The sequence below is a fragment of the Streptomyces luteosporeus genome (genome assembly GCF_039532865.1).
GTDB classification, from domain to species: domain Bacteria; phylum Actinomycetota; class Actinomycetes; order Streptomycetales; family Streptomycetaceae; genus Streptomyces; species Streptomyces luteosporeus.
This window is the reverse complement of the sequence record NZ_BAAASL010000020.1, coordinates 1-26,198: the sequence shown is the minus strand read 5'-3', so window position 1 is coordinate 26,198 and position 26,198 is coordinate 1. Positions and strand designations below refer to the sequence as shown.

The window sequence follows — 26,198 nt, the reverse complement described above, 5'->3', positions numbered from 1 at the left end:
TCGTAGCAGGCCTGTCGTGGGCCGGGTAACCCGTCCACCACAAGATCTGTCACGAGGAGTGCACCATGGCCGAGGTCAAGCTCAACGCCGCCGTCCGCACCGAGTTCGGCAAGGGCTCCGCCCGCCGCATCCGCCGCGCCCACCAGGTTCCGGCCGTCGTCTACGGCCACGGTGCCGAGCCGGTTCACGTGTCCCTGCCGGGCCACGACCTGATGATGGCGCTCAAGACCCCGAACGTCCTGCTGTCCCTGGACATCGAGGGCCGCAACGAGCTGGTCATCCCCAAGCAGGTCCAGCGTGACGCGCTCAAGGGCTTCCTGGAGCACGTCGACCTGCTCGTCGTCAAGCGCGGCGAGACCGTCACCGTCGAGGTTCCGGTCCACACCGAGGGCGAGCTGGCCCCGGGCGGCAACCTGCTGGAGCACACCCTGACCGCCCTGCCGGTCGAGGCCGAGGCCACCCACATCCCCGAGGCCGTCACCGTCTCCGTCGCGGGCCTGGAGGCCGGTGCCTCCGTCCTGGCCAAGGACGTCGTCCTGCCGGCCGGTGTCGCGCTGGCCGTGGACGCCGACGCCGTCGTCCTGCACGTCGTCGCCGGTGACGTCGCCCCGGTCGAGGCCGAGGGCGCCGAGGCCTGATCCAGGCCCCGGTAGTTCTTTTCGACCCACCGCCGTCCCGCTTTCCAGGAGGAAGCGGGACGGCGGTCGGCGTATGAAGGAGACATGCAGATGACGGACGGCTCCAGCCCCTGGCTGATCGTGGGCCTGGGCAACCCGGGCCCCGAGTACGCGGGCAACCGCCACAACGTGGGCTTCATGGTCGCCGACCTGCTCGCGGAGCGGATGGGCGGCAGGTTCAAGGCGCACAAGGCGCGGGCCCAGGTCGTCGAGGGCCGGATCGGCCCGCCGGGCCCGGCCTCGCAGCGGGTCGTGGTCGCCAAGCCGATGTCGTTCATGAATCTGTCGGGCGGCCCGACGACCGCCCTGCGCGACTTCTACAAGGTGCCGGTCGAGCGGATCGTCGTCGTCCACGACGAGCTGGACATCGACTACGGGGTGCTGCGGCTGAAGGTGGGCGGCGGCGACAACGGCCACAACGGCCTGAAGTCGATCACCAAGTCGCTGGGCCCGGACTACTGCCGCGTCCGCTTCGGCATCGGCCGCCCGCCGGGGCGCATGCAGGTCGCCGACTTCGTCCTGAAGGACTTCTCCTCCACGGAGCGCAAGGACCTGGACTACGAGGTCGATCGCGCGGCGGATGCGGTCGAGTCCCTCGTGCTGGACGGCCTGGAGCGCGCCCAGAGCACGTACAACGGCTGAGGCCGTACCGGACGGACCGCGGGCCCGTCCGGTACTCCGCCGGCTCAGCCCGTGTTGCGCAGGCCCGCCGCGATGCCGTTCACGGTCAGGAGCAGGGCGCGCGAGACCACGGAGTCCGGGGCTTCGCCCCGGGCCGCCGCCTCGCGCTGCCGGTGCAGCAGCGTCACCTGCAGGTAGGAGATCGGGTCGAGGTAGGCGTCGCGGACGCGGAACGTCTGCCGCAGGACGGGGCTGGCCGCCAGCAGCTCGTCCTCGCCGGTGATCCGCAGGACTTCCTGCACGGTCAGCTCGTGCTCCGCCTTGATCACGTCGAAGACGTGCCGCAGTTCCTGCGGGACGAGGGTGTCGACGTAGTGCTGTGCGATGCGCAGGTCCGTCTTGGCCAGCGTCATTTCGACGTTGGAGAGGAAGTTGCGGAAGAAGTGCCAGCGCTCGTGCATCTCGGCGAGGACGGAGTCCAGGCCGGCCTCGCGGGCGGCGCGCAGGCCGGAGCCGACGCCGAACCAGCCGGGCACGATCTGCCGTGACTGCGTCCAGCCGAAGACCCACGGGATGGCGCGCAGGCCGTCGAGGCCGGCGCCGGAGTCGGGGCGGCGGGAGGGCCGGGAGCCCAGGTGCAGCTCGGCGAGCTGGTCGACGGGCGTGGAGGCGAAGAAGTACGCGGGCAGGTCGGGGTCCTCGACCAGGCGCCGGTAGGCGCCGTGGGCGGCGTCGGAGACGGTGTCCATGGCCGCGTCCCAGCGGGCGAGCGCCTCGTCGGACTGCCGGGGGGCGGTGTGCAGGGCGGAGGCCTGCAGGGTGGCGGCGACGGTCAGTTCGAGGTTCTCCCGGGCGAGGGAGGGGATCAAGTACTTGTCGGAGATGACCTCGCCCTGCTCGGTCACCTTGATCTCGCCCTCCAGGGTGCCCCACGGCTGGGCGAGGATCGCGTCGTGGGTGGGGCCGCCGCCGCGGCCGACGGTGCCGCCGCGGCCGTGGAAGAGCCGCAGCCGCACCCCGTAGCGGTGGGCGACGTCGCGCAGGCGGCGCTGGGCCCGGTGGATCTCCCACTGCGAGGTGGTGATGCCGCCGAACTTCGAGGAGTCGGAGTAGCCGAGCATGACCTCCTGCACGTCGCCCCGCAGGGCGACCAGGCGCCGGTAGGAGGGGTCGGCGAGCATCTCGTCGAGGATCCGGTCGGCCTCGCGCAGCTCGTCCGTGGTCTCCAGCAGCGGCACGATGCCGATCTTCGCCCAGCCGGCGTGCAGGTCGATCAGGCCGGCCTCGCGGGCGAGGACGGCGGCGGCGAAGACGTCGTCCGCGCCCTGGCACATGGAGATGATGTACGACTCGACGACCTCGGGGCCGAAGGTCTTGAGGGCCTCGCCGATGGTGTGGAAGACGCCGAGGGTCTTCTGGCCGGCCGCGTCCAGCGGTGCGGGGGTGGGGGCCAGCGGGCGGCGGGAGCGCAGTTCCTTGGCGAGCAGCCGGCCGCGGTAGTCGCGCGGCATGTCGGCGTAGCGCCAGGACTCCTCGCCGAGCCGGTCGAAGAGCTGGCCGAGGGCGTGGTGGTGGGCGTCGGCGTGTTCGCGCACGTCCATGGTGGCCAGGTGCAGGCCGAAGGCGGCGAGGGTGCGCAGGGCCCGCTCCAGGCGCCCGTCGGCGATGAGCCGGCCGCGGTGGGCGCGCAGGGAGTCCTGGATGAGCTGCAGGTCGGCCAGGAGTTCGCCGGTGCCGAGATAGTCGCGGCCCTCCTGGTGGGGGGTGCCCTTGGCGAGCCGTTCGCGGGTGTTGACCAGCTTCTGCCGGATGCAGGTGGCCTTGAGGCGGTAGGGCTCCTCGGCGTTGAGCCGCTTGTAGCGGGGGCTGATCTCGGGGAGCAGTTCGAGGTCGTGCTGGAGGGAGGTGAGCAGTTCCTCGGTGGCGCCGCTGTTGCGGATGGAGTTGGACAGGGCGCCGCGCAGCACGTCGACGAGTTCGAGGGCGTCGGTGATGCCGTGCTCGTGCTGCAGTATCAGCACGTCCCAGGTGACGTCGGGGGTGACGTTGGGGTTGCCGTCGCGGTCGCCGCCGATCCAGGTGCCGAAGGTCAGCGGGCGGGTGGTGGCGGGCAGGTCGAGGCCGACTCGCTCGAGCTCGGCCTGGAGGTCCTCCAGGACGTCGCCGACGGCGTCGGCGTGCAGCTCGTCGAGGTAGTAGATGGCGTTGCGGGCCTCGTCGGTGGGCTCGGGGCGGGAGACGCGCAGCTCGTCGGTCTGCCAGAGCAGGTCGATGTTCTCGGCGAGCCGCAGGTCGGTGCGGCGCCGGTCGCCCTCGCCGGGGGCGTGGGCGGTGGGGTCGTCGAGGAGCTCGGCGATGCGGCGGAGCTTGTTCAGGACGCTGCGCCGGGCGGCCTCGGTGGGGTGGGCGGTGAAGACGGGGCGCACGCCGAGGTGCTCGATCGTCTGCCGCAGGTGTTCGGGGTCGGCGTCCTTGAGCTGGTCGGCGGTGCGGGCGAGGATCGAGCCCTCGGCGGCGCGGCGGGCGCGCAGTTCGCGGCCGCGGTGCACCTGCTCGGTGATGTTGGCCAGGTGGAAGTAGGTGGAGAAGGCCCGCACCAGCTTGGCGGCGGTCTGCGGGTCGGTGCTGCCGAGGAGTTCGGCGGCGGCTTCGCCGTCCGTACGGGTCAGGGCGCGCACGCGCTCGACGAGGTCGAGGAGCTCTTCACCCTCCTGGCGGACCAGGGTCTCGCCGAGGAGGTCGCCGAGACGGCGGATGTCGGCGCGCAGGGCGGCGTTGGTGTTGTCGGCACTGCTCACAGGTGCGGCTCCTTGCGGTGTTTCCGAGCACGTCTGGAGGGGTGGCGGACCGCGCTGTCCGACGCCCCCAGCATAGGTCGCCGGGCGACGCGCGGTCGGCCGCGGCCTCTTGCCCGGGGGCCGAGCCCTGCCATACTTACGAAGCCGTAGGTTACGGAACCGTAGCCACGAGACCGTAGCCAAGCCCCGACCCCCCTGAGGGATTCCATGACTGCAAGCCCCGACGTGATCGAAAACGCGCCGAAGGCCCAGGAGACCCCCCTGCCCTCCGCCACTCTCGGAGGGGAGCAACGCCGGTCGATCGAGCAGATCACCCTGCTGCTGTTCATCGTCGTTCCGTTTCTCGCCCTGCTCGCCGCGGTCCCGCTCGCCTGGGGCTGGGGTGTCAGCTGGCTGGATCTCGCACTGATGACGGCCATGTACTTCATCGGCTGCCACGGCATCACCATCGGCTACCACCGCTACTTCACGCACGGCGCGTTCAAGGCCAAGCGGCCCCTGCGGATCACGTTGGCGATCATGGGTTCGATGGCGGTCGAGGGGCCGCTGGTGCGCTGGGTCGCCGACCACCGCAAGCACCACAAGTTCTCCGACGGCGAGGGCGACCCGCACTCGCCGTGGCGCTACGGCGAGAGCGTGCCGGCCCTGCTGAAGGGCCTGTGGTGGGCCCACGTCGGATGGATGTTCGACTCCGAGCAGACGCCGCAGCAGAAGTACGCCCCGGACCTGATCAAGGACCCGGCCATCCGCGCGATCTCGCGGCAGTTCGTGCTGTGGACGACGATCTCGCTGCTGATCCCCCCGCTGGTGGGCGGCCTGGCCACCTGGTCCTGGCAGGGCGCGGTGACGGCCTTCTTCTGGGGCTCGCTGGTGCGGGTGGCACTGCTGCACCACGTGACCTGGTCGATCAACTCCATCTGCCACGCGGTCGGCAAGCGCCCGTTCAAGTCGCGCGACCGCTCCGGCAACGTGTGGTGGCTGGCCGTCCTGTCCTGCGGCGAGTCCTGGCACAACCTGCACCACGCCGACCCCACCTCCGCCCGGCACGGCGTGCTGCGGGGCCAGCTGGACTCCAGCGCCCGCCTCATCCGCTGGTGCGAGCAGGCCGGCTGGGCGTACGACGTGCGCTGGCCGGACGCGGACCGGATCGCCGCCAAGCGGCGGCCCCGGGAGACGGGCGGGGAGGGAAGTGCCGCACACGCGGCATGATTGACGGCGTGGCGATCGACAGCAATACCAACGACAAGGACCTGCCCGCCCCCTCCGGGAGCCGGCGCCCGCGCCCGCGCCGGGTGCGGATGACCGGCGCGGAGCGCCGCGAGCAGCTCCTGGACATCGGTCGCGCGCTCTTCGCCGAGCGGGGGTTCGAGGGCACGTCGGTGGAGGAGATCGCGGCGAAGGCCGGGGTCTCCAAGCCGGTGGTCTACGAGCACTTCGGCGGCAAGGAGGGACTGTACGCGGTGGTGGTCGACCGCGAGATGCGCCAGCTGCTCGACATGGTCACCGGCGCCCTGACCGCGGGCCACCCCCGCGAGCTCCTGGAGCAGGCGGCGTTCGCCCTTCTGGACTACATCGAGAAGTACACGGACGGCTTCCGCATCCTCGTGCGGGACTCGCCGGTGGCCCAGTCGACGGGCACCTTCGCCTCACTGATCAGCGACATCGCCACCCAGGTGGAGGACATCCTGGGCCTGGAGTTCAAGGCCCGCGGCTTCGACGCGAAGCTCGCCCCCCTCTACGCCCAGGCGCTGGTGGGCATGGTGGCCCTGACCGGCCAGTGGTGGCTGGACGTGCGCAAGCCGAAGAAGGCCGAGGTGGCCGCGCACCTGGTCAACCTCGCCTGGCACGGCCTGGACGGCCTGGAGCCCAAGCCCCGCCTGGTGGGCCACCGCAAGAGCTGACCGACCGGGCCCCTCGGGCCCGGTCGGCAGGACGGCCGCGCCGCGATCAGTCCGGCTTCCGTGCCACCACGAACACCCGTCGGAACGGGAACGGCGTGCCGTACGGGCGGCTCGGGTACGCCTCGCACAGCAGGGCCGCGTACTCCGTGAGGAAGGCGGCCGTTGCCTCCGCATCGTCCGCGAGCGCCGTCAGGGCCGGGCGCAGGCCCGTGCCCTTGATCCAGTCGAGGACGGGGTCCTCGCCCTGCAGGACGTGGACGTACGTCGTCTCCCAGGCGTCCACCGTGCAGCCGAGCCGGGTCAGCCGGTCGAGGTACTCCTGGGGCTGCAGGACCTCGACCCGGCGCCGGCCGGCCTCGCCGAGGCGGTCGTGCCAGCGCGGGGAGGCGCACAGGTCGCGCAGCAGGGCGTGGCTGGGGGCGTCGCCGTTGCCGGGGACCTGGAAGGCGAGCGTGCCGCCGGGGGTGAGGGCCTCGATCCAGGCGGCGAAGGACTGCGCGTGGCCGGGGACCCACTGGAGGGCCGCGTTGGAGACGATGAGGTCGCAGGGCCCGTCGGGCTGCCAGTCGGCGAGGTCGGCGTGGGCGAAGGCGAGCCGGCCGCCGCCGGGGGTGACTCCGGCGTGGGTACGGGCCCGGGCGAGCATCTCGGGGGAGTTGTCGAGGCCGAGGACGTCGGCGTCGGGCCAGCGTGCGGTGAGCAGGGCCGTGATGTTGCCGGCGCCGCAGCCGAGGTCGGCGATGCGGGCGGGCCGCCGGCCCTGTTCGGGCGGGTCGGGGATGCGGGCGAGCAGATCGCGGAAGGGCCGGGTGCGGGGGCCGCTGTGGCGCAGGTACTGGCCGGGGTCCCAGGAGGGTGTGGCTACTGGGGGCATGCCCTCAGGATCCTCACCCGCTTATCTTGATGTCAAGAGACTTCATGTCGACAGACCAACTACACTAATCACATGGAGGACGAGGTCGATCGGCTGGTCGCGGCGTGGCGCCGAGAGCGCCCCGATCTCGACGTGGAACCACTGGAAGTGCTCAGCCGGGTCTCCCGGCTCGCCCGGCACCTCGACCGGGCCCGGCGCACCGCGTTCGCCGAGCACGAGCTCGAACCCTGGGAGTTCGACGTGCTCACCGCGCTGCGCCGCGCCGGCTCGCCGTACCAGCTCTCGCCGGGCCAGCTGCTCACCCAGACCCTGGTCACCTCCGGCACCATGACCAACCGCATCGACCGGCTCGCCAAGAAGGGCCTGGTCCGGCGGGAGCCCGACCCCAGCGACCGGCGCGGCGTGCTCGTCCGGCTCACCGACGAGGGGCGGGACCGGGCCGACCAGGCGCTGGCCGGCCTGCTCGCCCAGGAGCGGGCCATCCTCGTCGAGCTCTCCCCCGCCCGGCGCTCCGAACTGGCCGGGCTGCTACGCCAGTTGACCGCCCCGTTCGACAACGTCCCCGGTTAGGTCCACCGGGCCGACCCCGGCCCGCCGGGCCAGCGCCACGGCCGCCAGCGTGGAGTGCACGCCCAGCTTGCCCAGCACGTTCTGCATGTGGGTGCGGACCGTGTGCGGGGAGAGGTACAGCCGCTCGGCGACGGCCTTGCGGCCCAGCCCCGCCACCATGCAGCGCAGCACTTCCCGTTCGCGCGGCGTGAGCGACTCCACCAGCCGCTCGCTCTCCGTACGGTGCTTGCGCGCGGCCGTCAGCTCGCGCAGCACGCCCGTCAGGAGGGCCGGCGGCAGGTGCGTCTCGTCGCGCAACACCCCTCGTATCACCGCGAGCAGGCGGGAGAGCGAGCAGTCCTTGGCCACCCAGCCGCCCGCGCCCGCCTGCAGCGCGGCCGCGGCCCGGCGCGGGTCGTCCCGCTCGGCCAGCACCACCGTGCGCACTCCCGGATGGCCCGTGCGCACCCTGCCGACCAGCGAGATCCCGTCGACCGTGCTGTCGGTGCCGTCCCCGCCGGGACCCCGGGGCTGCGCCGGTACGTGCGCCACCTCCCCGCCCGCCGCCGCGCCGAGGTCGGCGTCGATCAGCAGCACGTCGAAACGCCGCCCTTCACCTGCCGCGCGCTCCAGCGCGCGCAGCGCCGCCGGCCCGCTGCCGGCGGCCGCGACGTCCACGTCCTGCTCCGCCGCGAGGGCGGCGGCGAGCGACTCGGCGAAGATGCGGTGGTCGTCGACCACCAATACCCGAATACGTGCCACAACCACCCCCATGTCCTGGTGGGCGAACACAGCGCGGGTACGGCGCCCGGGCGGGGGCCGCCGCACGCGCACGGCCGCCGCCGTGCCCGACAACCACCCCACCCCGGGCGTCGTACCTGCCTGCCTCGCCCCCTGATCAGCACCGGCCCCCACCGGCGCTGTGATTCAGCGTACGGCCGGGGCGGGGTGCCGGTGGCGTATTGGCAAAAGTGCTTGACCCCGCTGTTTATGGTGAGCTTTATGTTCAGTATTGAGGCGGTGAACGATCCCGAACGACGGGATGTGGTGCACGCGCGTCTGCGGGCGAGCAATGCCGAACACTCGTCCGTCATCCGCGCGTTGGCCGGAACGTCCGCGCGGGACGCCGTCCCGCTGCACGTCTTCGCCACCGGCCCGGACGGCGAACTGGCCGGCGGCGCCACAGGCCACCTGCAGTGGCACTGGCTCCACCTCGAACTCCTGTGGGTCGACCCCCGGCACCGCGGCAGCGGGCTCGGCAGCCGCCTGGTCGCGCGGGCGGAGGAGGAGGCCCGCACCGTGCACGGCGCCGTGGGCAGCCAGGTGGAGACCTGGGACTTCCAGGCCCCGGACTTCTACCGCAAGCTCGGCTACGAGCTGATCGCCACGATCGACGACTATCCGCCGGGCGTGACCGACCACCTGCTGACCAAGCGCTTCGGCTCCTGACGCCCCTGACGCTCCCGATGCCTCAGCGCGGCCGGGCCCGGTGCGCGCCCGCTGCCGGCACCGCCTCGAAGACGGCCGGGGCGCGGCCGCCCGCGGCGGTGAGCGCGGCGGACACCGCCTCCCTCACCTTCCCCACCGCCCCCGTCTCCACCAGGGCGATGACCGATCCCCCGAACCCGGCCCCCGTCATCCGCGCCCCCAGGGCGCCGGCCGCGACGGCCGCGTCCACCACGAGGTCCGACTCCGCGCAGGAGACGGCGAAGTCGTCGCGCAGCGACGCGTGGCCGGCCGTCAGCAGGGGGCCGACCGCCCGGACGTCCCCGGCGTCGAGCAGCGCCGCCACCTGCGCGACGCGGTCGTTCTCGGTCACCACGTGCCGCACGAGCGGGCGCAGCTCCGGGGCGCCCGACGCCTCCAACGCGTCGAGCACGTCGTCCAGTTGCCCGTACGGCACGTCGCGCAGCGCGCGCAGGCCCAGCCTCCGGGCGGCGCGCTCGCAGCCCGCGCGCCGTCGCGCGTACTCGCCCGCCCCCACCGCGTGCGCGACCCGCGTGTCGACGACCAGCAGCCGCAGCCCGGCACCCGCCGCGTCGAACGGCACCTGCCGCCGCGACAGGTCCCGGGTGTCCAGGTGCAGCACGTGCCCGGCCTCGCAGCAGGCCGCCGCCATCTGGTCCATGACCCCGCACGGGACGCCCGCGAAGTCGTTCTCGGCGCGCTGCGCCAGCAGGGCCAGCCCGGGCCGCCCGATGCCCAGCCCGTACAGCTCGTCGAGCGCCAGCACCGTGGCCACGCCCAGCGCGGCGGACGACGAAAGGCCCGCGCCCGCCGGCAGCTCGCTCTCCACGTGCAGGTCGGCGCCGCCCACCGGGTGCCCCGCGGTGCGCAGCGCCCACAGCACGCCCGCCGGATAGGCGGCCCAGCCGCGCACCGCGCCAGGCACCGGGTCCCCCGCGTCCACGATCCCGTCGCCGGCCGCCGCGGCGGAGTGCACCCGCAGCCGGCCGTCGGCGCGGGCCCGGGCGGCCACCCAGGTGCGCAGCGGCAGCGCGAACGGCATGACGAAGCCCTCGTTGACGTCCGTGTACTCCCCGATCAGGTTGACCCGGCCCGGCGCCGCCCACACCCCCGCGCACGGCGTCCCGTACCGGGCGCGGAACGCCCGCGCGGCCCGCTCCGCGCTCACCCGCGCCGCCGGGCGAACTCCCAGGCGTCCTCGACGATCCCGGCCAGGTCCGGCCGCCGGGGCCGCCAGCCGAGCACCTCGGCGGCCCGGGCGGCCGAGGCCACGAGGACGGCCGGGTCGCCGGGCCGCCGCGGCGCCGGGCGCTCCGGTACGGGGTGCCCGGTCACCTTGCGGACGGTCTCGACGACCTCGCGCACGGAGAAGCCGTTGCCGTTGCCGAGGTTGCACACCAGGTGCTCGCCCGGGCGCACGGCGTCGAGCGCCAGCAGGTGGGCCTCGGCGAGGTCGGCGACGTGGATGTAGTCGCGCACGCACGTCCCGTCGGGCGTCGGGTAGTCGTCGCCGAAGACGTCGACCGCCTCGCGCTCGCCCAGGGCCACCTGCAGCACGATCGGGATCAGGTGGGTCTCGGGGGCGTGCCGCTCGCCGTGGCGGCCGTGGGCGCCGGCGACGTTGAAGTAGCGCAGGGACACCGCCCCCAGGCCGTGGGCCGCGCACTCCCCCGCGATCATGTGGTCCACGGCGAGCTTGCTCGCGCCGTAGGGATTGGTGGGGGCGGTGGGGGCGTCCTCGGTGAGGGGGACGGCGGCCGGTTCGCCGTAGACGGCGGCGGTGGAGGAGAAGACGAGGCGGCGCACGCCGGCCTCCCGCATGGCCGCCAGCAGGTCGAGCGTGCCGCCGGTGTTGTTGCGCCAGTACTTCTCGGGGTCGGCCACGGACTCCCCGACCTGCGAGCAGGCGGCGAAGTGCAGCACGGCGTCGTACGAGCCGTTCACGTGGCGCGCGGCGTCCTGCACGCGCCCCTCGACGAAGTCCGCGCCCTCGGGCACGGCGTCACGGTGCCCCGTCGACAAGTCGTCCAGGACCGTCACCCGGTGCCCCGCCCGCAGCAGGTGCTCCGCCACCACGCTGCCCACATAACCCGCACCACCGGTGACCAGGAACGTCCCCGCGCTCATGCGCTCGCCGCCTTTCGCAGTCGCTCGGCCGCGGCCTCCGGCGGCACGTCGTTGACGAAGACGTTCATGGCGGACTCCGAACCCGCGAGGAACTTCAGCTTGCCGGGAGCCCGGCGCACGGTGAAGAGCTGAAGGTGAAGGCCGAATTCATCCCTGTGGGGGTGCGCCACGGGCGCCTGGTGCCACGCACACACGTACGGAGTGGGCGGCGCCCCCGCGCCGAACAGCCGGTCGAAGCGGCGCAGCAGGTCCAGGTGCAGCGCCGGGAACTCGGCGCGGGCCGCGTCGTCCAGGGCGAGCAGGTCCGGGACGCGGCGGCGCGGATGCACCTGGACCTCGTACGGCCAGCGGGCGGCCCGCGGCACGAAGGCCGTCCAGTGCGCGCCCTCGGCGACGACCCGGCGGCCGTCGACGCGCTCGGCCGCCACGACGTCCTCGAAAAGGTTCCGCCCGGTCTCCGCCCGGTGGGCGGCAGCACGCTCCAGCATCCGGGCGGTGCGCGGCGTCACGAACGGATAGGCGTAGATCTGCCCGTGCGGATGCGCCAACGTGACACCTATCTCGATGCCGCGGTTCTCGAAACAGAAGACCTGCGCCACCCCGGGCAGCGCCGACAGCTCCGCCGTCCGGTCCGTCCAGGCGGCGAGCACCAGCGCGGCCCGCTCCGGGGCGAGAGCGGCGAACGAGGCGTCGTGGTCGTCGGTGAAACACACCACCTCGCAGCGGCCCGTCTCCCCCGACAGGGCGGGGAAACGATTCTCGAAGACGGCGACGTCGTAATCGGCGGCCGGAATCTCCGTCGGCCGCCCCGGCCGGGACGGACACAACGGACACTGCTCGGGGGGCGGCAGATGCGTACGGTCCTGCCGGTGCGAGGCGACGACGACGCCCTCCCCGAGCAGCGGATCGTCACGGACCTCGCCGGCGGCGGGGCGCGGCGGGAGGGTACGCGCGTCGGTGACGGCGGCGCGGGCGGCGTCGTCGCGGGCGTCGTAATAGATCAGCTCGCGGCCGTCCGCGAGCCGGGTGGCCGTCTTCTTCACGGCACCATCCCTCCCCGGGAGGGGGCCACCCGCAAACGGGCGCGCCCCGTAGGGGCGCGGGGAACTGCGCGATCAGCCACGACGCGCCCACAGACGCAGTGCTGTGCTCCACCGGGCCCTGGGGTAGCGCCTCGGCTGCCGGCCGTCGGTGGCCGATCGCGCAGTTCCCCGCGCCCCTGACGGGGCGCCGTGGTGCGGCCCTAGCGGCCCGGCTGGGCCGGGATCGCGCCCGCTCCGCGTGCCGCCGCCCGTTCCAACAGGCCCGTGCGCGCGGCCAGCGCCGCCGCCTCCAGCCTCGACCCGACGCCGAGTTTCATGAGCACCCGCTGCACGTGCGTGCGGGCCGTGCTGGGCGCTATTCCCATGCCCGCCGCGATGAGCCGCGTGTCCTCGCCCTCGGCGACCCGGACCAGGACCTCCACCTCGCGCGGCGTGAGCAGCTGCAGCAGTCGCGCGCCTTCGTCGTCCGGCTGGGCGGCCGGGTTGAGCAGCTCGACGAAGGCTCCCTGGAGCAGTTGCGGATCGACGGCCGCCTCGCCGGCCCGCGCCTTCATCATGGCGCGCTCGACGCCTTCGATGCGCTCGTTGTGCCGGACGTACCCGGAGGCTCCGGCGGCGAAGGCGGCCGCGATGCCCAGGGGGTTGGGCACGGGGCCGAGGACGACGACGGCGACCTGGGGGCGTTCGCGTTTGATGCGGACGACGGGGTCGAAGACGCCCGGCTCGGCCGGGGACGCGGTGCCGAGCAGGCACACCTCGGGTGCGCGGCTGATGACCAGTTCCGCCGCTCCCGCGCTGGGCGCGGCCGCCGCGAGGACGCGGTGGCCGCGCAGCTTCAGCGCCGAGGCGAGGGCCTCGGCCAGCAGTCGATGGTCGTCGACCACCATGAGCCGCACGCCCATCAGCTTCCCCCCTGTCGCCCGACTGTCCGTGCGCGGTGGCCCGGTACCGACCACGCAAGTCTGTATGTCTCCATGTCTCCCCGGCACCCTCTTGCCCGGGAAGCTACACGCTTGTTCGACGTTCCGCGCCCCTTACCGGTGAGAAGTCCCCCGGAATGCCGAAATCCCTGCCAATCACGTGTACTTCCCGACTGAAACGGATCGTTCAGGCATGCACACGCGGTGGACAGGGATACGGCTGGAGCGCTCGTCAAATGATCAGGATCAGCTGCCCCCGAAGATCATGAAGGCGTATTCCTTGCCGAGCTGCACCGAGCGCGGCTTGTCGGCGTACTTGCTGCCCAGGTAGAGCCGGCCCTGGCTCCACAGCGCCGGGTTGAGGGTGGGCGTGAGGCGGCTCTCGCTCTGGGCCGAGGCGGTCGGATTCTTCAGCAGGACATCGGTCTTGAACGACTTCGGATCGATCCGTACCACCTTGCCGCCCGACTTGTAGGTCGGGTCCTGGTAACCGATGGCGTAGCCGTCCTTGTCGATGCCCAGCGGGACCAGAGTGGAACCGGGTGTGCCCTCGGCCTTGCCCCGCGACCGGCCGGTGGCCAGGTCGAATCCGACGATCTCGTTGACGCGACCGGGCTGCTGCGGGTTGCCGCTGGTGTGGTCCTCGGTCGGCAGGTAGAGGGTGTCCTTGCTGACGGCGAGCTTGAAGCAGCCCTCGACGTTGGTGGCGTCGCACTTCGGCGTGTAGGCGCCGTTCTCCGAGGAGATCTTCGAGCGCAGCTTGGCCTCGCTGCCGCTGTCGTCGAGCACCATGAAGTCGGAGGCCGCGCTGCCACTGTGGTCACCGGCGTCGACGGCGATCACCAGCGGGTCGGTCGAGGCAACATGGACCCAGTTCAGCCCCGACGGCACCTTGAAGACCGACTTGATCGCCCCGCTGCCCGGGTCGAGGGTCTGCACCTGCATCTGCGGCCGGTCGTACTGACCGCAGCGGCGCACCGCGACGAGCTTGCTGCCGCCGCCGTAGCCGTCGTCGCGGCAGTCGTCGCCCTGCTTGGGCTTCCACAGCTCCTTGCCGTCCATCGACCAGGCCGCGCCGCCGCTCGTCCCGCCCGCGGCGACCGTGCCACCGCCGACGGTGACCTCGTTGAAGCGCAGGTCCTGGTCGCCGTTCTTCAGCGACTTCTGCCACAGCTTCTTGCCGTTGTTGAGGTCGAGGGCGACGACCTGGCTGCACGGGCCGCCGTACTTCTGGTCGGCGCTCGGCTTGCTGGACTTGGTGAGCACCGCGGTCTTGCCGTCGGCCGTGGTCTGCTGGGAGGACCAGCAGATCTCGCCGTCGAGCGGAATCTCCCACTGCTTGCCGCCGGAGAGGCCGTAGCCGACCACCTTGTAGACGTCGGCTTTGGCGGCAACCTTGTCGGTGACCCACATGCCCTTGACGGAGACGAGGTCGGTGACCTGTGCCGGCTCGGTGCCGAAGAGCAGCTTGCCGTCGACCGTGCGCGGCGCCTTGCCGCCGCCCTGCGGGCCGTTGCCGGACTGGCTGGTGGAGCCGCCGCTCTTGGCCTCGTCGTCCTTGCCGCCGCCCTGGGTGGCGAACCAGACGCCGCCACCGGCGACGAGCAGCAGCGCGACGGCGGCGCTGACGATGACCGCCGTGCGCTTCTTCGTCCCGGCGGGAGCGGGGGCGCCCGGGTAGGGAGCTGCGCCCGGGTAGGGGGCGGACATGGGCGGGTACGCGCCGGGCTGCGGGGCCTGACCGGGGTAGCCGTAGCCGCCGGCGGGCGGCGCGGGCGGGTAGCCGTAGCCGGGGGGCGCGGTGGGCGGCGGGGGCGTCTGCGGGTAGCCGTAGCCGGGGTCGCCGGGCCGCCCGCCGGGCGGGGGCGGCGGAGGCGGCGGCCCCTGCGGCGGCTGCGGGGCCGGCGGAGCCTGGGGCGCCGGCACCTGCGGGGGCTGCGGGGCCGGCGGAGCCTGGGGCGCCGGCACCTGCGGGGGCTGCTGCGGGCTCACCACCAAGGTGGGCTGCGGCGCGGCGGCCGGCGGCTGGGCGGGGGGCGCCTGCGGCGGCTGGGGCGGCTGCGCGGGCGAGGGGGCGCCGAAGCCCGAGCGGGGGTCCTGTGGCGCGCCGAAGCCTCCGCCCTGCGGGGCCGGCGGGCCCTTCGGCGGCTCGGGGGGCTGGGGCGGCTGTGACATCGGCTTTCCTCTGGGTGCGCGGACGGGGGTACGAATCCCGCCAGTGTGCGGCAGGCGAGCGGGTGTTCTTTGTACCACCCGGCACCGACGCCGCACGGGCCGATCCCTGGAGGTATCAACCACCTGAGACCGGCCCGTGACGAGACTGTTGCCCCTCGTCCGCCCCCGTGCGCGCGGCGCGGCCGCGCGCAACCCCTTACGCGTCGTCGGCCAGTTCGAGCCAGCGCATCTCGAGTTCGTCGCGTTCGGCGGCCAGTTCGCGCAGTTCGGCGTCGAGCTTGGCGACCGCCTCGAAGTCGGTGGCCTGTTCGGCGATGCGCTCGTGGAGCTTGGTCTCCTGCTCGCCGATGCGGTCGAGGCGGCGCTCGATCTTCTGCAGCTCCTTCTTGGCGGCGCGGGCGTCCGCGGCCGGCTTGGCGGGCTTGGCGGCGGCCGGGGCGGGGGCGGGCGGGGCCGCGGCCTCGATGACGCGCTGGCGGCGCTCCAGGTACTCGTCCAGGCCGCGCGGCAGCATCCGCAGGGTGCGGTCGCCGAGCAGGGCGAAGACGCGGTCGGTGGTGCGCTCGACGAAGTAGCGGTCGTGGCTGATGACGACCATCGAGCCGGGCCAGCCGTCGAGGAGGTCCTCCAGCTGCGTGAGGGTCTCGATGTCGAGGTCGTTGGTGGGCTCGTCGAGGAAGAGGACGTTGGGCTCGTCCATCAGCAGGCGCAGCAGCTGCAGGCGGCGGCGCTCACCGCCGGAGAGGTCGCCGACCGGCGTCCACTGCTTCTCCTTGGAGAAGCCGAACTTCTCGCAGAGCTGGCCGGCGGTCATCTCGCGGCCCTTGCCGAGGTCGACGCGGTCGCGAACCTCCTGGACGGCCTCCAGGACGCGCTTGGCCGGGGCGAGCTCGGCGACTTCCTGGGAGAGGTAGGCGAGCTTGACGGTCTTGCCGACGACGACCTTGCCGGCGGGCGGCTGCTTCTCGCCCTGCGTGCGCGCGGCCTCGGCGAGGGTGCGCAGGAAGGAGGTCTTGCCGGCGCCGTTGACGCCGACGAGACCGATGCGGTCGCCGGGGCCGAGCTGCCAGGTCAGGTGCTCGATGAGGGCCTTGGGGCCGGCCTGGACGGTGACGTTCTCCAGGTCGAAGACGGTCTTGCCGAGCCGGGAGCTGGCGAACTTCATCAGCTCGGAGCTGTCGCGCGGCGGCGGGACGTCGGCGATGAGCTCGTTGGCGGCCTCGATGCGGAAGCGCGGCTTGCTGGTACGGGCCGGGGCGCCGCGGCGCAGCCAGGCGAGCTCCTTGCGGACGAGGTTCTGCCGCTTGGCCTCCTCGGTGGCGGCGATGCGCTCGCGTTCGGCGCGGGCGAAGACGTAGTCGCTGTAGCCGCCCTCGTACTCGTGGACGGTGCCGCGCTGGACGTCCCACATGCGGGTGCACACCTGGTCGAGGAACCAGCGGTCGTGGGTGACGCACACCAGCGCCGAGCGGCGCTGCTGCAGGTGGCCGGCGAGCCAGGAGATGCCCTCGACGTCGAGGTGGTTGGTGGGCTCGTCCAGGACGATCAGGTCCTGGTCGGCGATGAGCAGCTTGGCCAGGGCGATGCGGCGGCGCTCGCCGCCGGAGAGCGGGGCGATGACGGTGTCCAGGCCCTGCGGGAAGGCGGGCAGGTCCAGGCCGCCGAAGAGGCCGGTGAGCACGTCGCGGATCTTGGCGTTGCCGGCCCACTCGTGGTCGGCCAGGTCGCCGATGACCTCGTGCCGGATCGTTGCTGCGGGGTCGAGGGAGTCGTGCTGGGTGAGCACGCCCAGGTGCAGGTGGCCGGCGTGGGTGACGCGGCCCTTGTCGGCCTCCTCCAGCTTGGCGAGGATGCGGATGAGCGTGGTCTTGCCGTCGCCGTTGCGGCCGACCACGCCGATCCGGTCGCCCTCGTTGACGCCGAGGGAGACGCCGTCGAGCAGGGCACGGGTGCCGTACACCTTGTCGACGGCTTCCAGATTGACCAGGTTGGCTGCCATTGCGCTCCTCGCTGTGCGTTACTCCTCCAGCATCCCATGCCGTGCGTCGTGCCCCGCCCGGACCCTTGCGGCCAGCTCGACCAGGCCCCATCCCCCCACCGTCATCAGCACCGCCGCGGGCGCGGTGACCGGCACCGCTACCAGCAGCGCCGTGTGTCCGTGCCACAGGCCGCCGAATCCGACCAGTGACAGCCCGAGCACCCCGAGAAGCGCCAGCGTCACGCCGGCCGCGGCGACAGGCCCGCCCAGGCGGCGGGTGGCGGTGGGGCCGGTCGCCGGCGGGCGCTCCGCGCGGCGGAAGACCGTGACGAGCAGGGCCGTGACGACCGCGGCCGCCGCGAGGCGCAGGGGCGCCTGCGCCCACCAGGCAGTGCTCGCGGGAACGGGCGGGGTGACGCCGGCGGCGAGCAGCGCCGCGTACACGGCGAGCATCGCCGTCAGGTGCCACAGGAACGCGGTCATGGCGATGCCGTTCGCCGCGACCACCGCCCGCCAGGCGCGCGGCCGCGCCACGAGCCGGGTGCCCGGGCCGCGCAGCAGCTCGACGGCGCCCACCAGCCACATGCCGTGGCAGAGCAGGGCGAGGGTGGGCGGTGCCATGTTGCTGATCCGCTCGCCGGGCATGCCGACCATGGACAGGGGGTACGGGCCGAGGCCCACCAGCGCCACGGCCCCCGCCAGCCCGCCGCCGGCGAGCAGGGCGGGGCGGCGCAGCCGGCCGTCGGCCCGCAGGAAGCCGAGCTGGTGGACGGCGAGCCAGACGAAGGCGAAGTTCAGGAACTCGGCGTAGGGCACGCCGGCCACGAAGCGCAGCACGTCCACGGCCGCCGCGGCGGCGACGAGCGCGGCGAAGGCCGCCCACCCGTACCGCTGGTGCAGCCGCAGCAGCGGCGGTGTGAAGGCGACCATGGCCAGGTAGATCCCGATGAACCACAGCGGCTGCGTCACCAACCGCGCGGCTACCCCCGCTGTCTCCCCCTCCCCACCGATTGCCTGCACCACGAGTGCCCCACCGCCCCACACGGCGACGAACACTCCCGTGGGCCGCAGCAGCCGCTGCAGCCGTCCCCGCAGGAAGACCGCGTACACCGGCCCCTGCGTGCGGCGGGCCAGCGAACGGTAGGACAGGGCGTGCGAGAACCCGCCGACGAAGAAGAACACCGGCATGACCTGCAGCACCCACGTGAGCACCTGCAGCCCCGGCTGCACGGCGAGCAGGTTGCCCATCTCCACCCGCCGGTCGCCCTCGGCGACGGTGACCGCTGCCATCAGCCAGTGGCCGAGCACGACGGTGCCCAGGGAGGCGACGCGCAACAGGTCGACGTAGCGGTCACGGGCGGCGGGAGTGGCCTCGGCGAGGCCCTTGGCGGTGATGCGGGAAGCCATGGGCGCACTCTCGCGCCCGGGGGACGGCCCGCACCACCGCCGGGGTACTCAGAGGGGAACTAAGTACGTGGGGTCCCTCGGGTGCTCTGCGGGTCAGATGCGGACCTTGCCGCCGCTGCTCCGGCCGGTGCCGGTCGCGATCTGGCCCCACTTGATCCAGCCGTTGCCCTTGTCCCCGCCGTTGTTGATCCAGGCGCGCACGGCGCCGTCGGCGTCGACCATGAGGTAATCGGCCTTGCCGTCCCCGTTGACGTCGGCGAAGCGCACCAGGTCGCCGGAGTCGCCGGTGCCGGTGGCGACGCGGCCGTAGTTGATCCAGCCGCCGTGGCCGTCACCGCCGTCGTTGGCCCAGGCGCGGACGCCGCCGTTGTCGTCGACGGCCAGGTAGTCGGCCCTGCGGTCACCGTCGATGTCAGCGAAGCGCACCTTGGAGCCGGGCATGCCGACGCCGGTGGCGATCTGACCGTAGGAGGTCCAGCCGTTCCCCTGGTCGCCGCCATTGTTGATCCAGGCGCGGACGGCGCCGTTGTCGTCGACGACGAGGTAGTCGGCCTTGCCGTCCCCGTTGATGTCGGCGAAGCGCACCTTGCTGCCCGGTGCGCCGGTGCCGCCGGCGAATTGACCGTACTTCTTCCAGCCGTTGCCCGAGTCGCCGCCGTTGTTCAGCCAGGCCCGGACGGAACCGTCCTTCTCGAGGATGAGGTAGTCGGCCCTGCCGTCGCCGTCGATGTCGGCGAAGCGCACCTTGGAGCCGGAGGCCATGACGCCGCCGGCGAACTGGCCGAGGGACTTCCAGCCGTTGCCGGTGTCGCCACCGTTGTTGAGCCAGGCGCGGACGAGGCCGTCGTCCTCGACGACGAGGTAGTCGGCCTTGCCGTCCCCGTTGATGTCCACGGTGGAGTCGCCCAACGGTGCGCTGACCGGCGGGGCCGGTTTCACGTCGACGGACTCCCGGACCCAGCCGTCGGCGGCGGCCCGTGCGATGCCGCCGTAGAAGGCCTCGGCCATTTTCACGTAGCCGGCGTCGTTGGGGTGGAGGTTGTCGACGAGGTCGTCCTTGGTGACGGCACCCATGTCGACGTAGCCGACGTGCAGCCCCTTCTTCCGCCGCTCCTCGACCAATTGCGGAACGAACTTGTTGTACCGCTCGACGCGCTGCTGCCGGCTGGGGTCGTCCTTGGTTCCGTTGGGCACCAGCGACGAGACGAGAAGGGTGACGTCGGGGGCGGCGGTGGTGATGCGGTCGACGAGATCGGTGAGCCGGGCCGGGGCTTCGTCGGCGTGGAAGTCGCGGTCGATGTCGTTGGTGCCGATGTCCAGCAGAACGACATTGGGTTTGGCGTCCGCGAGCCAGTGCTCGATGTTGTCGGACAGATCGTCGATCATCCATCCGGAATGACCTTCATGGTTCTGTCCATTGGTCTGCACGGAGCCGACGAACTGCAGATTGTCGGCGTGCGCAGCCAGCCGGCTGCGCAGTTCGGCGCGATAACCGGAACCGGTGGAACTACCGGCGCCACGGGTGATCGAGTCACCGAGCGGCATCACCTTGAGCCGCGGCACCTTCCAGGCCGGGGCGGCGTTCGGCGAGGCGGTGGCCGCCGGAGCCGTGGACGCGGCCGCGACGGCCGGACCAGCGACGAAGACGCCCGCCACCAGCGAGGTTGCCAGGGCGGGCACCAGGAACCGAGCCGCATGTCTGCGGCGGGCGTGAGTTCTGCGCATCATGTCCGTGACTCTTTCTCAGGGCTGCTCACCGGCAGCCGGTCATGCTCCGTGACAGCAGTTCGCTCCGGAGCACGGTCATTGTCACAAACACCGATCAGTGCCGGTTAATGGACCCCGGCCTTTCTCCGCCGAGAAGACGACTCGCGAAAACATCTGGAATTAGCCGCTCCGGTTTTCTGGCGCTTCGTCACCCATGGGGCCGTCTCCGACTGGTGATACGTTTCCGATCTCCGGCATGTGACCGATTCCGGAATTCCAAACCAGAGGGAAAAGGCACCATGACTTCTAGACGTCCGCGCACCGCCTGGGCGACCGGCCTGCTCGCGACCGCGGCGGCCGCCGGCCTGCTCACCGCGCCGTCCGCACACGCCGTCGCTGGGGACCCGGTCAAGGACTCCTTCGCGTTCTCCGCGAAGCTCGACATCGCCGCGACGCCAACCACTGCTTCCCGCAGTTGCTCCGCCGCCCTCGTGGCCAACCAGTGGCTGATAACCGCGGCCAGTTGCTTCGCCGACTCCCCCAACGCCGGCTTCGCGATCCCGGCCGGCAAGCCCGCGGCCCCGACAACCGCCACCATCGGCCGCGCCGACCTCACGCGCGAGACGGGCGCCGTAGTGGACGTGGTCGAGCTCGTGCCGCGTGCGGACCGCGACCTGGTGCTGGCCAAGCTCGCCAAGCCGGTCACCGGCATCGCCCCGGTCGCCGTCACCACGAACGCCCCGCTGGCGGGTGAGGAACTGCGGGTCACCGGCTACGGGCGGACCAAGGACGAGTGGGTTCCGGACCGCCTGCACACCGCGACCTTCTCGGTGGGCACCCTGAACGGCACGACCGTCGGGCTGGCCGGCAAGTCTGCGGGCGCGGCCGTGTGTCAGGGCGACACCGGCGGTCCGGCGTTCCGCGAGGTCGGCGGCCGCGCCGAGCTGGTGGCCGTCAACAGCCGCTCCTGGCGGGGCGGCTGCTTCGGTACGGACGAGAAGGAGACCCGTACGGGGGCGCTCGACACCCGCGTCGACGACCTCGCCGGCTGGGTCCGCGAGGTCACCACGCCTCCGGAGCCCAAGCCCCGGCCCTCCGCTCCCCTCGGTGACTACCAGGTCGACTTCGACGGTGACGGCAAGGCCGACTACGTCGTCGTCGACGACAACGGCGCCGTCCGGGTCTGGCTCAACCAGGGTGGTGACACCGGCAAGGGCTGGAAGGGGCTCGGACAGGTCGCCTCGGGCGTGGGCGTTCCCGGCACCAAGGTGCGCTTCGCCGACATCGACGGTGACGGCAAGGCCGACTACCTCGCCGTCGACGACAACGGCGCCGTCCGCGCCTGGCTCAACCGCGGTGGCGACACCGGCAACGGCTGGAGCACGTACGGCCAGCTCGCCAGTGGTGCCGGGGCGGGCAGCAAGGTCCGCTTCGCCGACCTCAACGGCGACCGCAAGGCCGACTACCTGATCGTCGAGGACAACGGCGCCGTCAAGGCCTGGCTCAACAACGGCGGTGACCCGGCGGGCAGCAACGGCTGGAAGTCGCTCGGCCAGATCGCCGGCGGTACCGGGGCGGGCAGCAAGGTGCGCTTCGCCGACATCGACGGTGACGGCAAGGCCGACTACCTCGTCGTCGAGGACGACGGCGCCGTCAAGGCCTGGCTGTTCAACGGCGGCGACACGGCCGGCAGCAACGGCTGGAAGACCGCCGGCCAGATCGCCGGCGGCGTGGGCTCCGCAGGCAGCAAGGTCCGGTTCTCCGACATCAACGGCGACCGCAAGGCCGACTACCTCGCCGTCGACGACAACGGCGCGATCCAGGCCTGGCTGAACAACGGCGGCGACACGGGCAACGGCTGGATCAAGGTCGGCCTGTTCGCCGGCGGGGTCGGCTCCCCCGGCAGCAACATCCACATCTGATCGGGAGCGCACGGCTCGTCGAGCCGGTCAGCGGCCCATGACGCGCGGCGTGGGTACCTCCACAGGCACCCGCGCCGCTTCGTCGTCCCGCCTGCGCGGGCAGCAGGCGCCGTCAGCCCGCCACCACCGTCGCCCCCGGCACCGGGCCGCGGGCCGTGCGCACCGCCCGGCAGGTGCCGGAGGCGGTCAGGGCGTCGGCCACCTTGCGGGCCGCGGACTCGTCCGCCGCCAGGAAGGCGGTCGTCGGGCCCGAGCCGGAGACCAGCGCGGCCAGGGCACCGGCGCCGCTGCCCGCGGCGAGGGTCCCGGCCAGCGCCGGGCGCAGGGACAGGGCGGCCGGCTGCAGGTCGTTGGCCAGCACGGCCGCGAGGGCGGGCGCGTCACCGGCGCGCAGGGCGGCGAGGAGGTCCGCCGAGGGCTCCGGGTCGGGGACGGCCGTCCCGGCGCGCAGGCGGTCGCACTCGGCGTACACGGCCGGCGTGGACAGGCCGCCGTCGGCGACGGCGAAGACCCAGTGGAAGGTGCCGCCGGTCTCCAGCGGCGTGAGCAGCTCGCCCCGGCCGCGGCCGAGGGCCGCGCCGCCGACGAGGCTGAAGGGCACGTCGCTGCCGAGCTCGGCGCAGATCTCCAGCAGTTCGTCCCGGGAGGCGCCCGTGCCCCACAGGGCGTCGCAGGCCAGCAGGGCGCCCGCGCCGTCGGCGCTGCCGCCGGCCATGCCGCCCGCGACGGGGATGTCCTTGGCGATGTGGATGTGCACATTCGCCTCGCGCCCGTGCCGGGCGGCGAGGGCCAGGGCGGCGCGCGCGGCCAGGTTGCCGGCGTCCAGGGGCACCTTGTCCGCGTCCGGCCCCTCGCAGGTGACCTTCAGCCCGTCGTGCGGGCGCACGGTGACCTCGTCGTACAGGCCCACGGCCAGGAAGACGTTGGCCAGGTCGTGGAAGCCGTCCGGCCGCAGCGGGCCCACGGCCAGCTGGACGTTGACCTTGGCCGGTACGCGGACCGTGACGGATGCGGTCACTGGGCGGCGCCCTTCTGCTCGGCGATCGCGGCGAACTCGTGGACGGTCAGGGCCTCCCCGCGGGCCTGCGGCGAGATCCCGGCGGCCACCAGGGCCGCCTCGGCGGCGGCCGCCGAACCGGCCCAGCCGGCCAGCGCCGCGCGCAGCGTCTTGCGGCGCTGCGCGAAGGCGGCGTCGACCACGGCGAAGACCTCTTCCTTGGTCGCCGTCGTCTCCACCGGCTCGCTGCGGCGCACGAGCGAGACCAGGCCCGAGTCGACGTTGGGCGCCGGCCAGAAGACGTTGCGGCCGATGGCGCCGGCACGCTTGACCTCCGCGTACCAGTTGGCCTTCACCGACGGCACGCCGTACACCTTGTTGCCCGGCCGCGCGGCGAGTCGGTCGGCGACCTCCGACTGCACCATCACCAGCGTGCGCTCGATGGTGGGGAAGCGGTCGAGCATGTGCAGCAGCACCGGGACGGCGACGTTGTACGGCAGGTTGGCCACCAGCGCCGTCGGCGCCGGGCCGGGCAGCTCGGCCACGTGCATGGCGTCGCTGTGCACCAGCGCGAACCGGTCGGCCCGCCCCGGCAGCCGGGCGCCGATCGTCGAGGGCAGCGCGGCCGCCAGCACGTCGTCGATCTCCACGGCCGTCACCCGGTCGGCGACCTCCAGCAGGGCCAGCGTCAGCGACCCCAGGCCGGGGCCGACCTCGACGACCACGTCGTCGGGCCGCACCTCGGCGGTCCGCACGATGCGGCGCACGGTGTTGGCGTCGATCACGAAGTTCTGACCGCGCTGCTTGGTGGGGCGGACCCCGAGGGCGGTGGCCAGTTCGCGGACGTCGGCCGGGCCGAGCAGGGCGCCGGACTCGCCGGAGGGGTCTGTGCTGGGGCTGGAGCTCACCCGTGAAGTTTACGGCCGCACACCGGCCACGGGCTCGCCCCCCGGCTGACGTACAGCTTCTTCGCCCGGAACGTCTGCTCGTCCGACGAGGCGTCCTGCGGGCGCCCGCTGCCGCCCAGCGACTGCCAGGTGCGCACGTCGAACTGGTACAGCCCGCCGTACGTGCCCGACGGGTCCACGGCGTCGGGCCGCCCGCCCGCCTCGCACTGGGCCAGCGCGCCCCAGTTCAGGTGGTCCGCGCCCTGCACGGTGGTCGGCCTGGCCTTCGTCCCCACCTTGATGATCTCCGCCCTGGGCTGCTTCACCACCTGCGTGGAGACCTTCTTCGGCTTCTGCTGCACCCCGTTGACCGTGCGCAGGGCGTACGTCACCCGCTGCACGCCCTTCTCACCACGCTGCACAACCACTTCCGTGCCCTTGTACAGCGTCGGATCCTGGCGGCGCTCGGTCGGGAAGTCGATGGGCTCCTCGCGCGTCTCGGTGTCGGCCGAGATCCGCATGATGGAGATCGTCTGCCCCTCGCGCGGAAAGCTCTCCGGATCCACGGACGTGGTGTCCTGGCCGTTCAGGCCGATCCCGGCCTGCGCCAGCGCCTCGCGCACGGTCGCCGCGTTCGTACGGATCGTGCGCTCCCGGCCGTCGGCCATGAAGGTCACCGTGCGCTCCGTGCGCACGTCCAGGTCCAGGCCCTGGCGCCCGATGGGCGCCGAACGGGACGCCGACAGGTACGCCCCCTCGGCCCGCACGCCCAGCTGCCGCAGGGCACCGTCGACCGTACGGGCCGTCGTCCACACCTGGCGCCGCTCCCCGTCGAGCGTCAGCGCCACGGGCCGCCCGTACCGCACGATCACCTGGTCACCGGCCGCCAGATCGTGATGCGGCCCGGGCGCCACGATGTCGTGCTCCCCGACGGCCATCCCCTCGTCGTCCAGCAACTCGGCCACGTCACCGGCGAACGTGTGCAGGGTGCGGGGCCTGCCGTCGACACTGAGCTGGACGGTCTTGTCCCCGGCGATGAACGCGGACGTCCCGCCGGCCAGAAAGGCCACGACGAGCGCCTGCGGCACCAACCGCCGCAACGCGTCGGGCCGCTCCCCCCGCCGCCGCCGCGCGGCAACCCGATCCCCCTCGGCACCCCCGGCCGCCGCCGCCCGCGCCCGCCGCGCGGCGGCCCGGCCGGCGGGAGCGGGGTCCTGCCCGGCGTCTTCCCCTCCCGCGTCGCCGGGCGGCCCCCCGGCGACGTGCCAGCCGGGGGCGTCGCCGCCGACGAGCGGATACCCGTCCGGCGCACGGCCACCGGCGCCACCGGCGCCCCTGGCCACCCGCGCCCGCCGCGCGGCGGCCCGGCCGGCGGGAGCGGGGTCCTGCCCGGCCGGGTACGGCCCGACGTCGGCGCCGGCGGGTGGGTAGCCACCCCCGCGGCCCCCGGAGAGGTGCCCTCCCTCGTCGTCGGACCGCCAGGCGCCGGCCGGCTGCGGGCCGCCGACACCTTCGCGACCGGCCGCGGGCACCGACGTTCGCCGGCGCCGGGCCGTGGCGCGGCCGCCGGAGGCCTCGCCGTCGGGCAGGTGCCCGTCCATGGCGGAGACCGGGGAGGCCTCCGTCCGTTTCCGGCGCCCCCTGCCGCTCGCCGCGGCCCGCCGCGCCGCTGCGCGGCCGCCGGGGGCCGCCGTCTCGCCGGGGGCACCCGCGCCGGTCAGCGGCTCGCCATCCGCCGGGGGCGCCTCGCCGCGTCCGCGACGCTCCCGGGCCCGCCGGGCCGCCGCGCGGCCGCCGGGGGCACTCGGGCCGTCCATCGGGGGCACCTCTGCGCGCCTGCGCCAATCCTCGCCGGGGGCGCCCGGCCCGCCGTTGACCGGCAGGGCCTCCGCGGGCGGGCGCCGGTCCGGGACGTCCCCCGGCTCGCCGCCGGGCACGTGGCCGGCCGGGGGCATCTCCGTCCGCTTCCGCCGCTCCTTGCCGCCCGCGGCGGCGGCGCGGCGCGCCGCCGTGCGGGGGCCGTCTGCCGGCTGCGGCCCGCTGGCCGGCTCGCCGCGCCTCCACCAGTCCCTGCCGCCCGCGGCCGCCCGCCGGGCCGCCGCGCGGCCGCCGGGGGCAGCAAGGAGCGGCGGAAGCGGACGGAGATGC

Annotated in this window: 21 protein-coding genes; 7 read left to right on the top strand and 14 right to left on the bottom strand. The window is 73.4% G+C overall.

Going from position 1 to position 26,198, the window contains the following annotated elements; all coding sequences use genetic code 11:
* Positions 1-65 precede the first annotated feature (65 nt).
* Both ABD361_RS23785 and pth read left to right on the top strand, forming a co-directional pair.
* Positions 66-638, top strand: coding sequence for a 50S ribosomal protein L25/general stress protein Ctc (locus ABD361_RS23785; RefSeq protein WP_344437712.1), 573 nt, complete (start codon positions 66-68; stop codon positions 636-638).
* A gap of 90 nt (positions 639-728) precedes the next feature.
* A complete protein-coding gene (pth, locus tag ABD361_RS23780; RefSeq protein ID WP_344437881.1) occupies positions 729-1,319 on the top strand; it encodes an aminoacyl-tRNA hydrolase in 591 nt (196 codons plus the stop codon).
* Between the two features lie 44 nt (positions 1,320-1,363).
* On the opposite strand, the gene ppc is transcribed toward pth, so the two are convergent.
* Positions 1,364-4,096 (bottom strand): phosphoenolpyruvate carboxylase, encoded by a 2,733-nt coding sequence (gene ppc, locus ABD361_RS23775; protein WP_344437710.1) that lies wholly within the window; start codon positions 4,094-4,096, stop codon positions 1,364-1,366.
* Positions 4,097-4,303: 207 nt separating this feature from the next.
* Between ppc and ABD361_RS23770 the strand changes: the two genes are divergently transcribed.
* Both ABD361_RS23770 and ABD361_RS23765 read left to right on the top strand, forming a co-directional pair.
* Entirely contained in the window at positions 4,304-5,305 is a 1,002-nt protein-coding gene (locus tag ABD361_RS23770) for an acyl-CoA desaturase (protein ID WP_344437708.1), read from the top strand.
* Positions 5,302-5,997 (top strand): TetR family transcriptional regulator, encoded by a 696-nt coding sequence (locus tag ABD361_RS23765; RefSeq protein WP_344437706.1) that lies wholly within the window; start codon positions 5,302-5,304, stop codon positions 5,995-5,997. The genes ABD361_RS23770 and ABD361_RS23765 overlap by 4 nt, the downstream gene beginning before the upstream one ends.
* Positions 5,998-6,043: 46 nt before the next feature.
* Here the strand turns inward: ABD361_RS23765 and ABD361_RS23760 are convergent, their stop codons facing one another.
* Positions 6,044-6,871, bottom strand: coding sequence for a trans-aconitate 2-methyltransferase (locus tag ABD361_RS23760; RefSeq protein WP_344437704.1), 828 nt, complete (start codon positions 6,869-6,871; stop codon positions 6,044-6,046).
* A gap of 72 nt (positions 6,872-6,943) precedes the next feature.
* Here ABD361_RS23760 and ABD361_RS23755 point away from each other — a divergent pair, with 72 nt between their 5' ends.
* On the top strand, positions 6,944-7,441 hold the full coding sequence (locus tag ABD361_RS23755; RefSeq protein WP_344437702.1) for a MarR family winged helix-turn-helix transcriptional regulator: 498 nt from the start codon (positions 6,944-6,946) through the stop codon (positions 7,439-7,441).
* Here ABD361_RS23755 and ABD361_RS23750 read toward each other — a convergent pair.
* Complete coding sequence (locus ABD361_RS23750; protein ID WP_344437700.1) at positions 7,400-8,182, bottom strand: response regulator transcription factor; 783 nt, start codon at positions 8,180-8,182, stop codon at positions 7,400-7,402. The two genes, ABD361_RS23755 and ABD361_RS23750, sit on opposite strands and share 42 nt — an antisense overlap.
* Positions 8,183-8,422: 240 nt before the next feature.
* Here ABD361_RS23750 and ABD361_RS23745 point away from each other — a divergent pair, with 240 nt between their 5' ends.
* On the top strand, positions 8,423-8,869 hold the full coding sequence (locus tag ABD361_RS23745; RefSeq protein WP_344437698.1) for a GNAT family N-acetyltransferase: 447 nt from the start codon (positions 8,423-8,425) through the stop codon (positions 8,867-8,869).
* A 22-nt stretch (positions 8,870-8,891) separates the two neighbouring features.
* Here ABD361_RS23745 and galK read toward each other — a convergent pair whose 3' ends face one another.
* The 8 genes from galK to ABD361_RS23705 form a co-directional block, all read right to left on the bottom strand.
* Complete coding sequence (galK, locus tag ABD361_RS23740) at positions 8,892-10,055, bottom strand: galactokinase (protein WP_344437696.1); 1,164 nt, start codon at positions 10,053-10,055, stop codon at positions 8,892-8,894.
* Positions 10,052-11,014: a UDP-glucose 4-epimerase GalE gene (galE, locus tag ABD361_RS23735; RefSeq protein WP_344437694.1), complete on the bottom strand. Its 963-nt coding sequence runs from the start codon at positions 11,012-11,014 to the stop codon at positions 10,052-10,054. Before galE ends, galK begins: the two co-directional genes overlap by 4 nt.
* Complete coding sequence (gene galT, locus ABD361_RS23730; protein WP_344437692.1) at positions 11,011-12,057, bottom strand: galactose-1-phosphate uridylyltransferase; 1,047 nt, start codon at positions 12,055-12,057, stop codon at positions 11,011-11,013. Before galT ends, galE begins: the two co-directional genes overlap by 4 nt.
* Before the next feature lie 200 nt (positions 12,058-12,257).
* Positions 12,258-12,959: a response regulator transcription factor gene (locus tag ABD361_RS23725; RefSeq protein ID WP_344437690.1), complete on the bottom strand. Its 702-nt coding sequence runs from the start codon at positions 12,957-12,959 to the stop codon at positions 12,258-12,260.
* 264 nt (positions 12,960-13,223) lie between these two features.
* The gene (locus tag ABD361_RS23720) at positions 13,224-15,152 is read right to left on the bottom strand and encodes a hypothetical protein (RefSeq protein ID WP_344437688.1); all 1,929 of its coding nucleotides are present in this window, start codon (positions 15,150-15,152) and stop codon (positions 13,224-13,226) included.
* A 196-nt stretch (positions 15,153-15,348) separates the two neighbouring features.
* Positions 15,349-17,151 carry an ABC-F family ATP-binding cassette domain-containing protein gene (locus tag ABD361_RS23715; protein WP_344437686.1) on the bottom strand — a complete coding sequence of 601 codons (1,803 nt, stop codon included), beginning with the start codon at positions 17,149-17,151 and terminating at the stop codon, positions 15,349-15,351.
* An 18-nt stretch (positions 17,152-17,169) separates the two neighbouring features.
* Complete coding sequence (locus ABD361_RS23710; protein WP_344437684.1) at positions 17,170-18,537, bottom strand: acyltransferase family protein; 1,368 nt, start codon at positions 18,535-18,537, stop codon at positions 17,170-17,172.
* 93 nt (positions 18,538-18,630) lie between these two features.
* The gene (locus tag ABD361_RS23705) at positions 18,631-20,265 is read right to left on the bottom strand and encodes an FG-GAP-like repeat-containing protein (RefSeq protein ID WP_344437682.1); all 1,635 of its coding nucleotides are present in this window, start codon (positions 20,263-20,265) and stop codon (positions 18,631-18,633) included.
* Between the two features lie 278 nt (positions 20,266-20,543).
* Between ABD361_RS23705 and ABD361_RS23700 the strand changes: the two genes are divergently transcribed.
* Positions 20,544-22,166, top strand: a complete 1,623-nt coding sequence (locus tag ABD361_RS23700; protein WP_344437680.1) for an FG-GAP-like repeat-containing protein — start codon at positions 20,544-20,546, stop codon at positions 22,164-22,166.
* Between the two features lie 112 nt (positions 22,167-22,278).
* Here the strand turns inward: ABD361_RS23700 and ABD361_RS23695 are convergent, their stop codons facing one another.
* The 3 genes from ABD361_RS23695 to ABD361_RS23685 are packed head-to-tail and all read right to left on the bottom strand — an operon-like array spanning position 22,279 to position 25,582.
* Positions 22,279-23,184, bottom strand: a complete 906-nt coding sequence (locus ABD361_RS23695) for a 4-(cytidine 5'-diphospho)-2-C-methyl-D-erythritol kinase (RefSeq protein WP_344437678.1) — start codon at positions 23,182-23,184, stop codon at positions 22,279-22,281.
* On the bottom strand, positions 23,181-24,071 hold the full coding sequence (gene rsmA / locus ABD361_RS23690) for a 16S rRNA (adenine(1518)-N(6)/adenine(1519)-N(6))-dimethyltransferase RsmA (RefSeq protein WP_344437676.1): 891 nt from the start codon (positions 24,069-24,071) through the stop codon (positions 23,181-23,183). Before rsmA ends, ABD361_RS23695 begins: the two co-directional genes overlap by 4 nt.
* Positions 24,068-25,582, bottom strand: a complete 1,515-nt coding sequence (locus ABD361_RS23685) for a resuscitation-promoting factor (RefSeq protein ID WP_425583307.1) — start codon at positions 25,580-25,582, stop codon at positions 24,068-24,070. Before ABD361_RS23685 ends, rsmA begins: the two co-directional genes overlap by 4 nt.
* Positions 25,583-26,198 lie beyond the last annotated feature (616 nt).

Coding starts and splice junctions, on each gene's coding strand:
- ABD361_RS23785 (WP_344437712.1), top strand. CDS start 66: ATGGCCGAGGTCAAGCTCAACGCCGCCGTCCGCACCGAGTTCGGCAAG.
- pth (WP_344437881.1), top strand. CDS start 729: ATGACGGACGGCTCCAGCCCCTGGCTGATCGTGGGCCTGGGCAACCCG.
- ABD361_RS23770 (WP_344437708.1), top strand. CDS start 4,304: ATGACTGCAAGCCCCGACGTGATCGAAAACGCGCCGAAGGCCCAGGAG.
- ABD361_RS23765 (WP_344437706.1), top strand. CDS start 5,302: ATGATTGACGGCGTGGCGATCGACAGCAATACCAACGACAAGGACCTG.
- ABD361_RS23760 (WP_344437704.1), bottom strand. CDS start 6,871: ATGCCCCCAGTAGCCACACCCTCCTGGGACCCCGGCCAGTACCTGCGC.
- ABD361_RS23755 (WP_344437702.1), top strand. CDS start 6,944: ATGGAGGACGAGGTCGATCGGCTGGTCGCGGCGTGGCGCCGAGAGCGC.
- ABD361_RS23745 (WP_344437698.1), top strand. CDS start 8,423: ATGTTCAGTATTGAGGCGGTGAACGATCCCGAACGACGGGATGTGGTG.
- galE (WP_344437694.1), bottom strand. CDS start 11,014: ATGAGCGCGGGGACGTTCCTGGTCACCGGTGGTGCGGGTTATGTGGGC.
- ABD361_RS23725 (WP_344437690.1), bottom strand. CDS start 12,959: ATGGGCGTGCGGCTCATGGTGGTCGACGACCATCGACTGCTGGCCGAG.
- ABD361_RS23720 (WP_344437688.1), bottom strand. CDS start 15,152: ATGTCACAGCCGCCCCAGCCCCCCGAGCCGCCGAAGGGCCCGCCGGCC.
- ABD361_RS23715 (WP_344437686.1), bottom strand. CDS start 17,151: ATGGCAGCCAACCTGGTCAATCTGGAAGCCGTCGACAAGGTGTACGGC.
- ABD361_RS23710 (WP_344437684.1), bottom strand. CDS start 18,537: ATGGCTTCCCGCATCACCGCCAAGGGCCTCGCCGAGGCCACTCCCGCC.
- ABD361_RS23705 (WP_344437682.1), bottom strand. CDS start 20,265: ATGATGCGCAGAACTCACGCCCGCCGCAGACATGCGGCTCGGTTCCTG.
- ABD361_RS23700 (WP_344437680.1), top strand. CDS start 20,544: ATGACTTCTAGACGTCCGCGCACCGCCTGGGCGACCGGCCTGCTCGCG.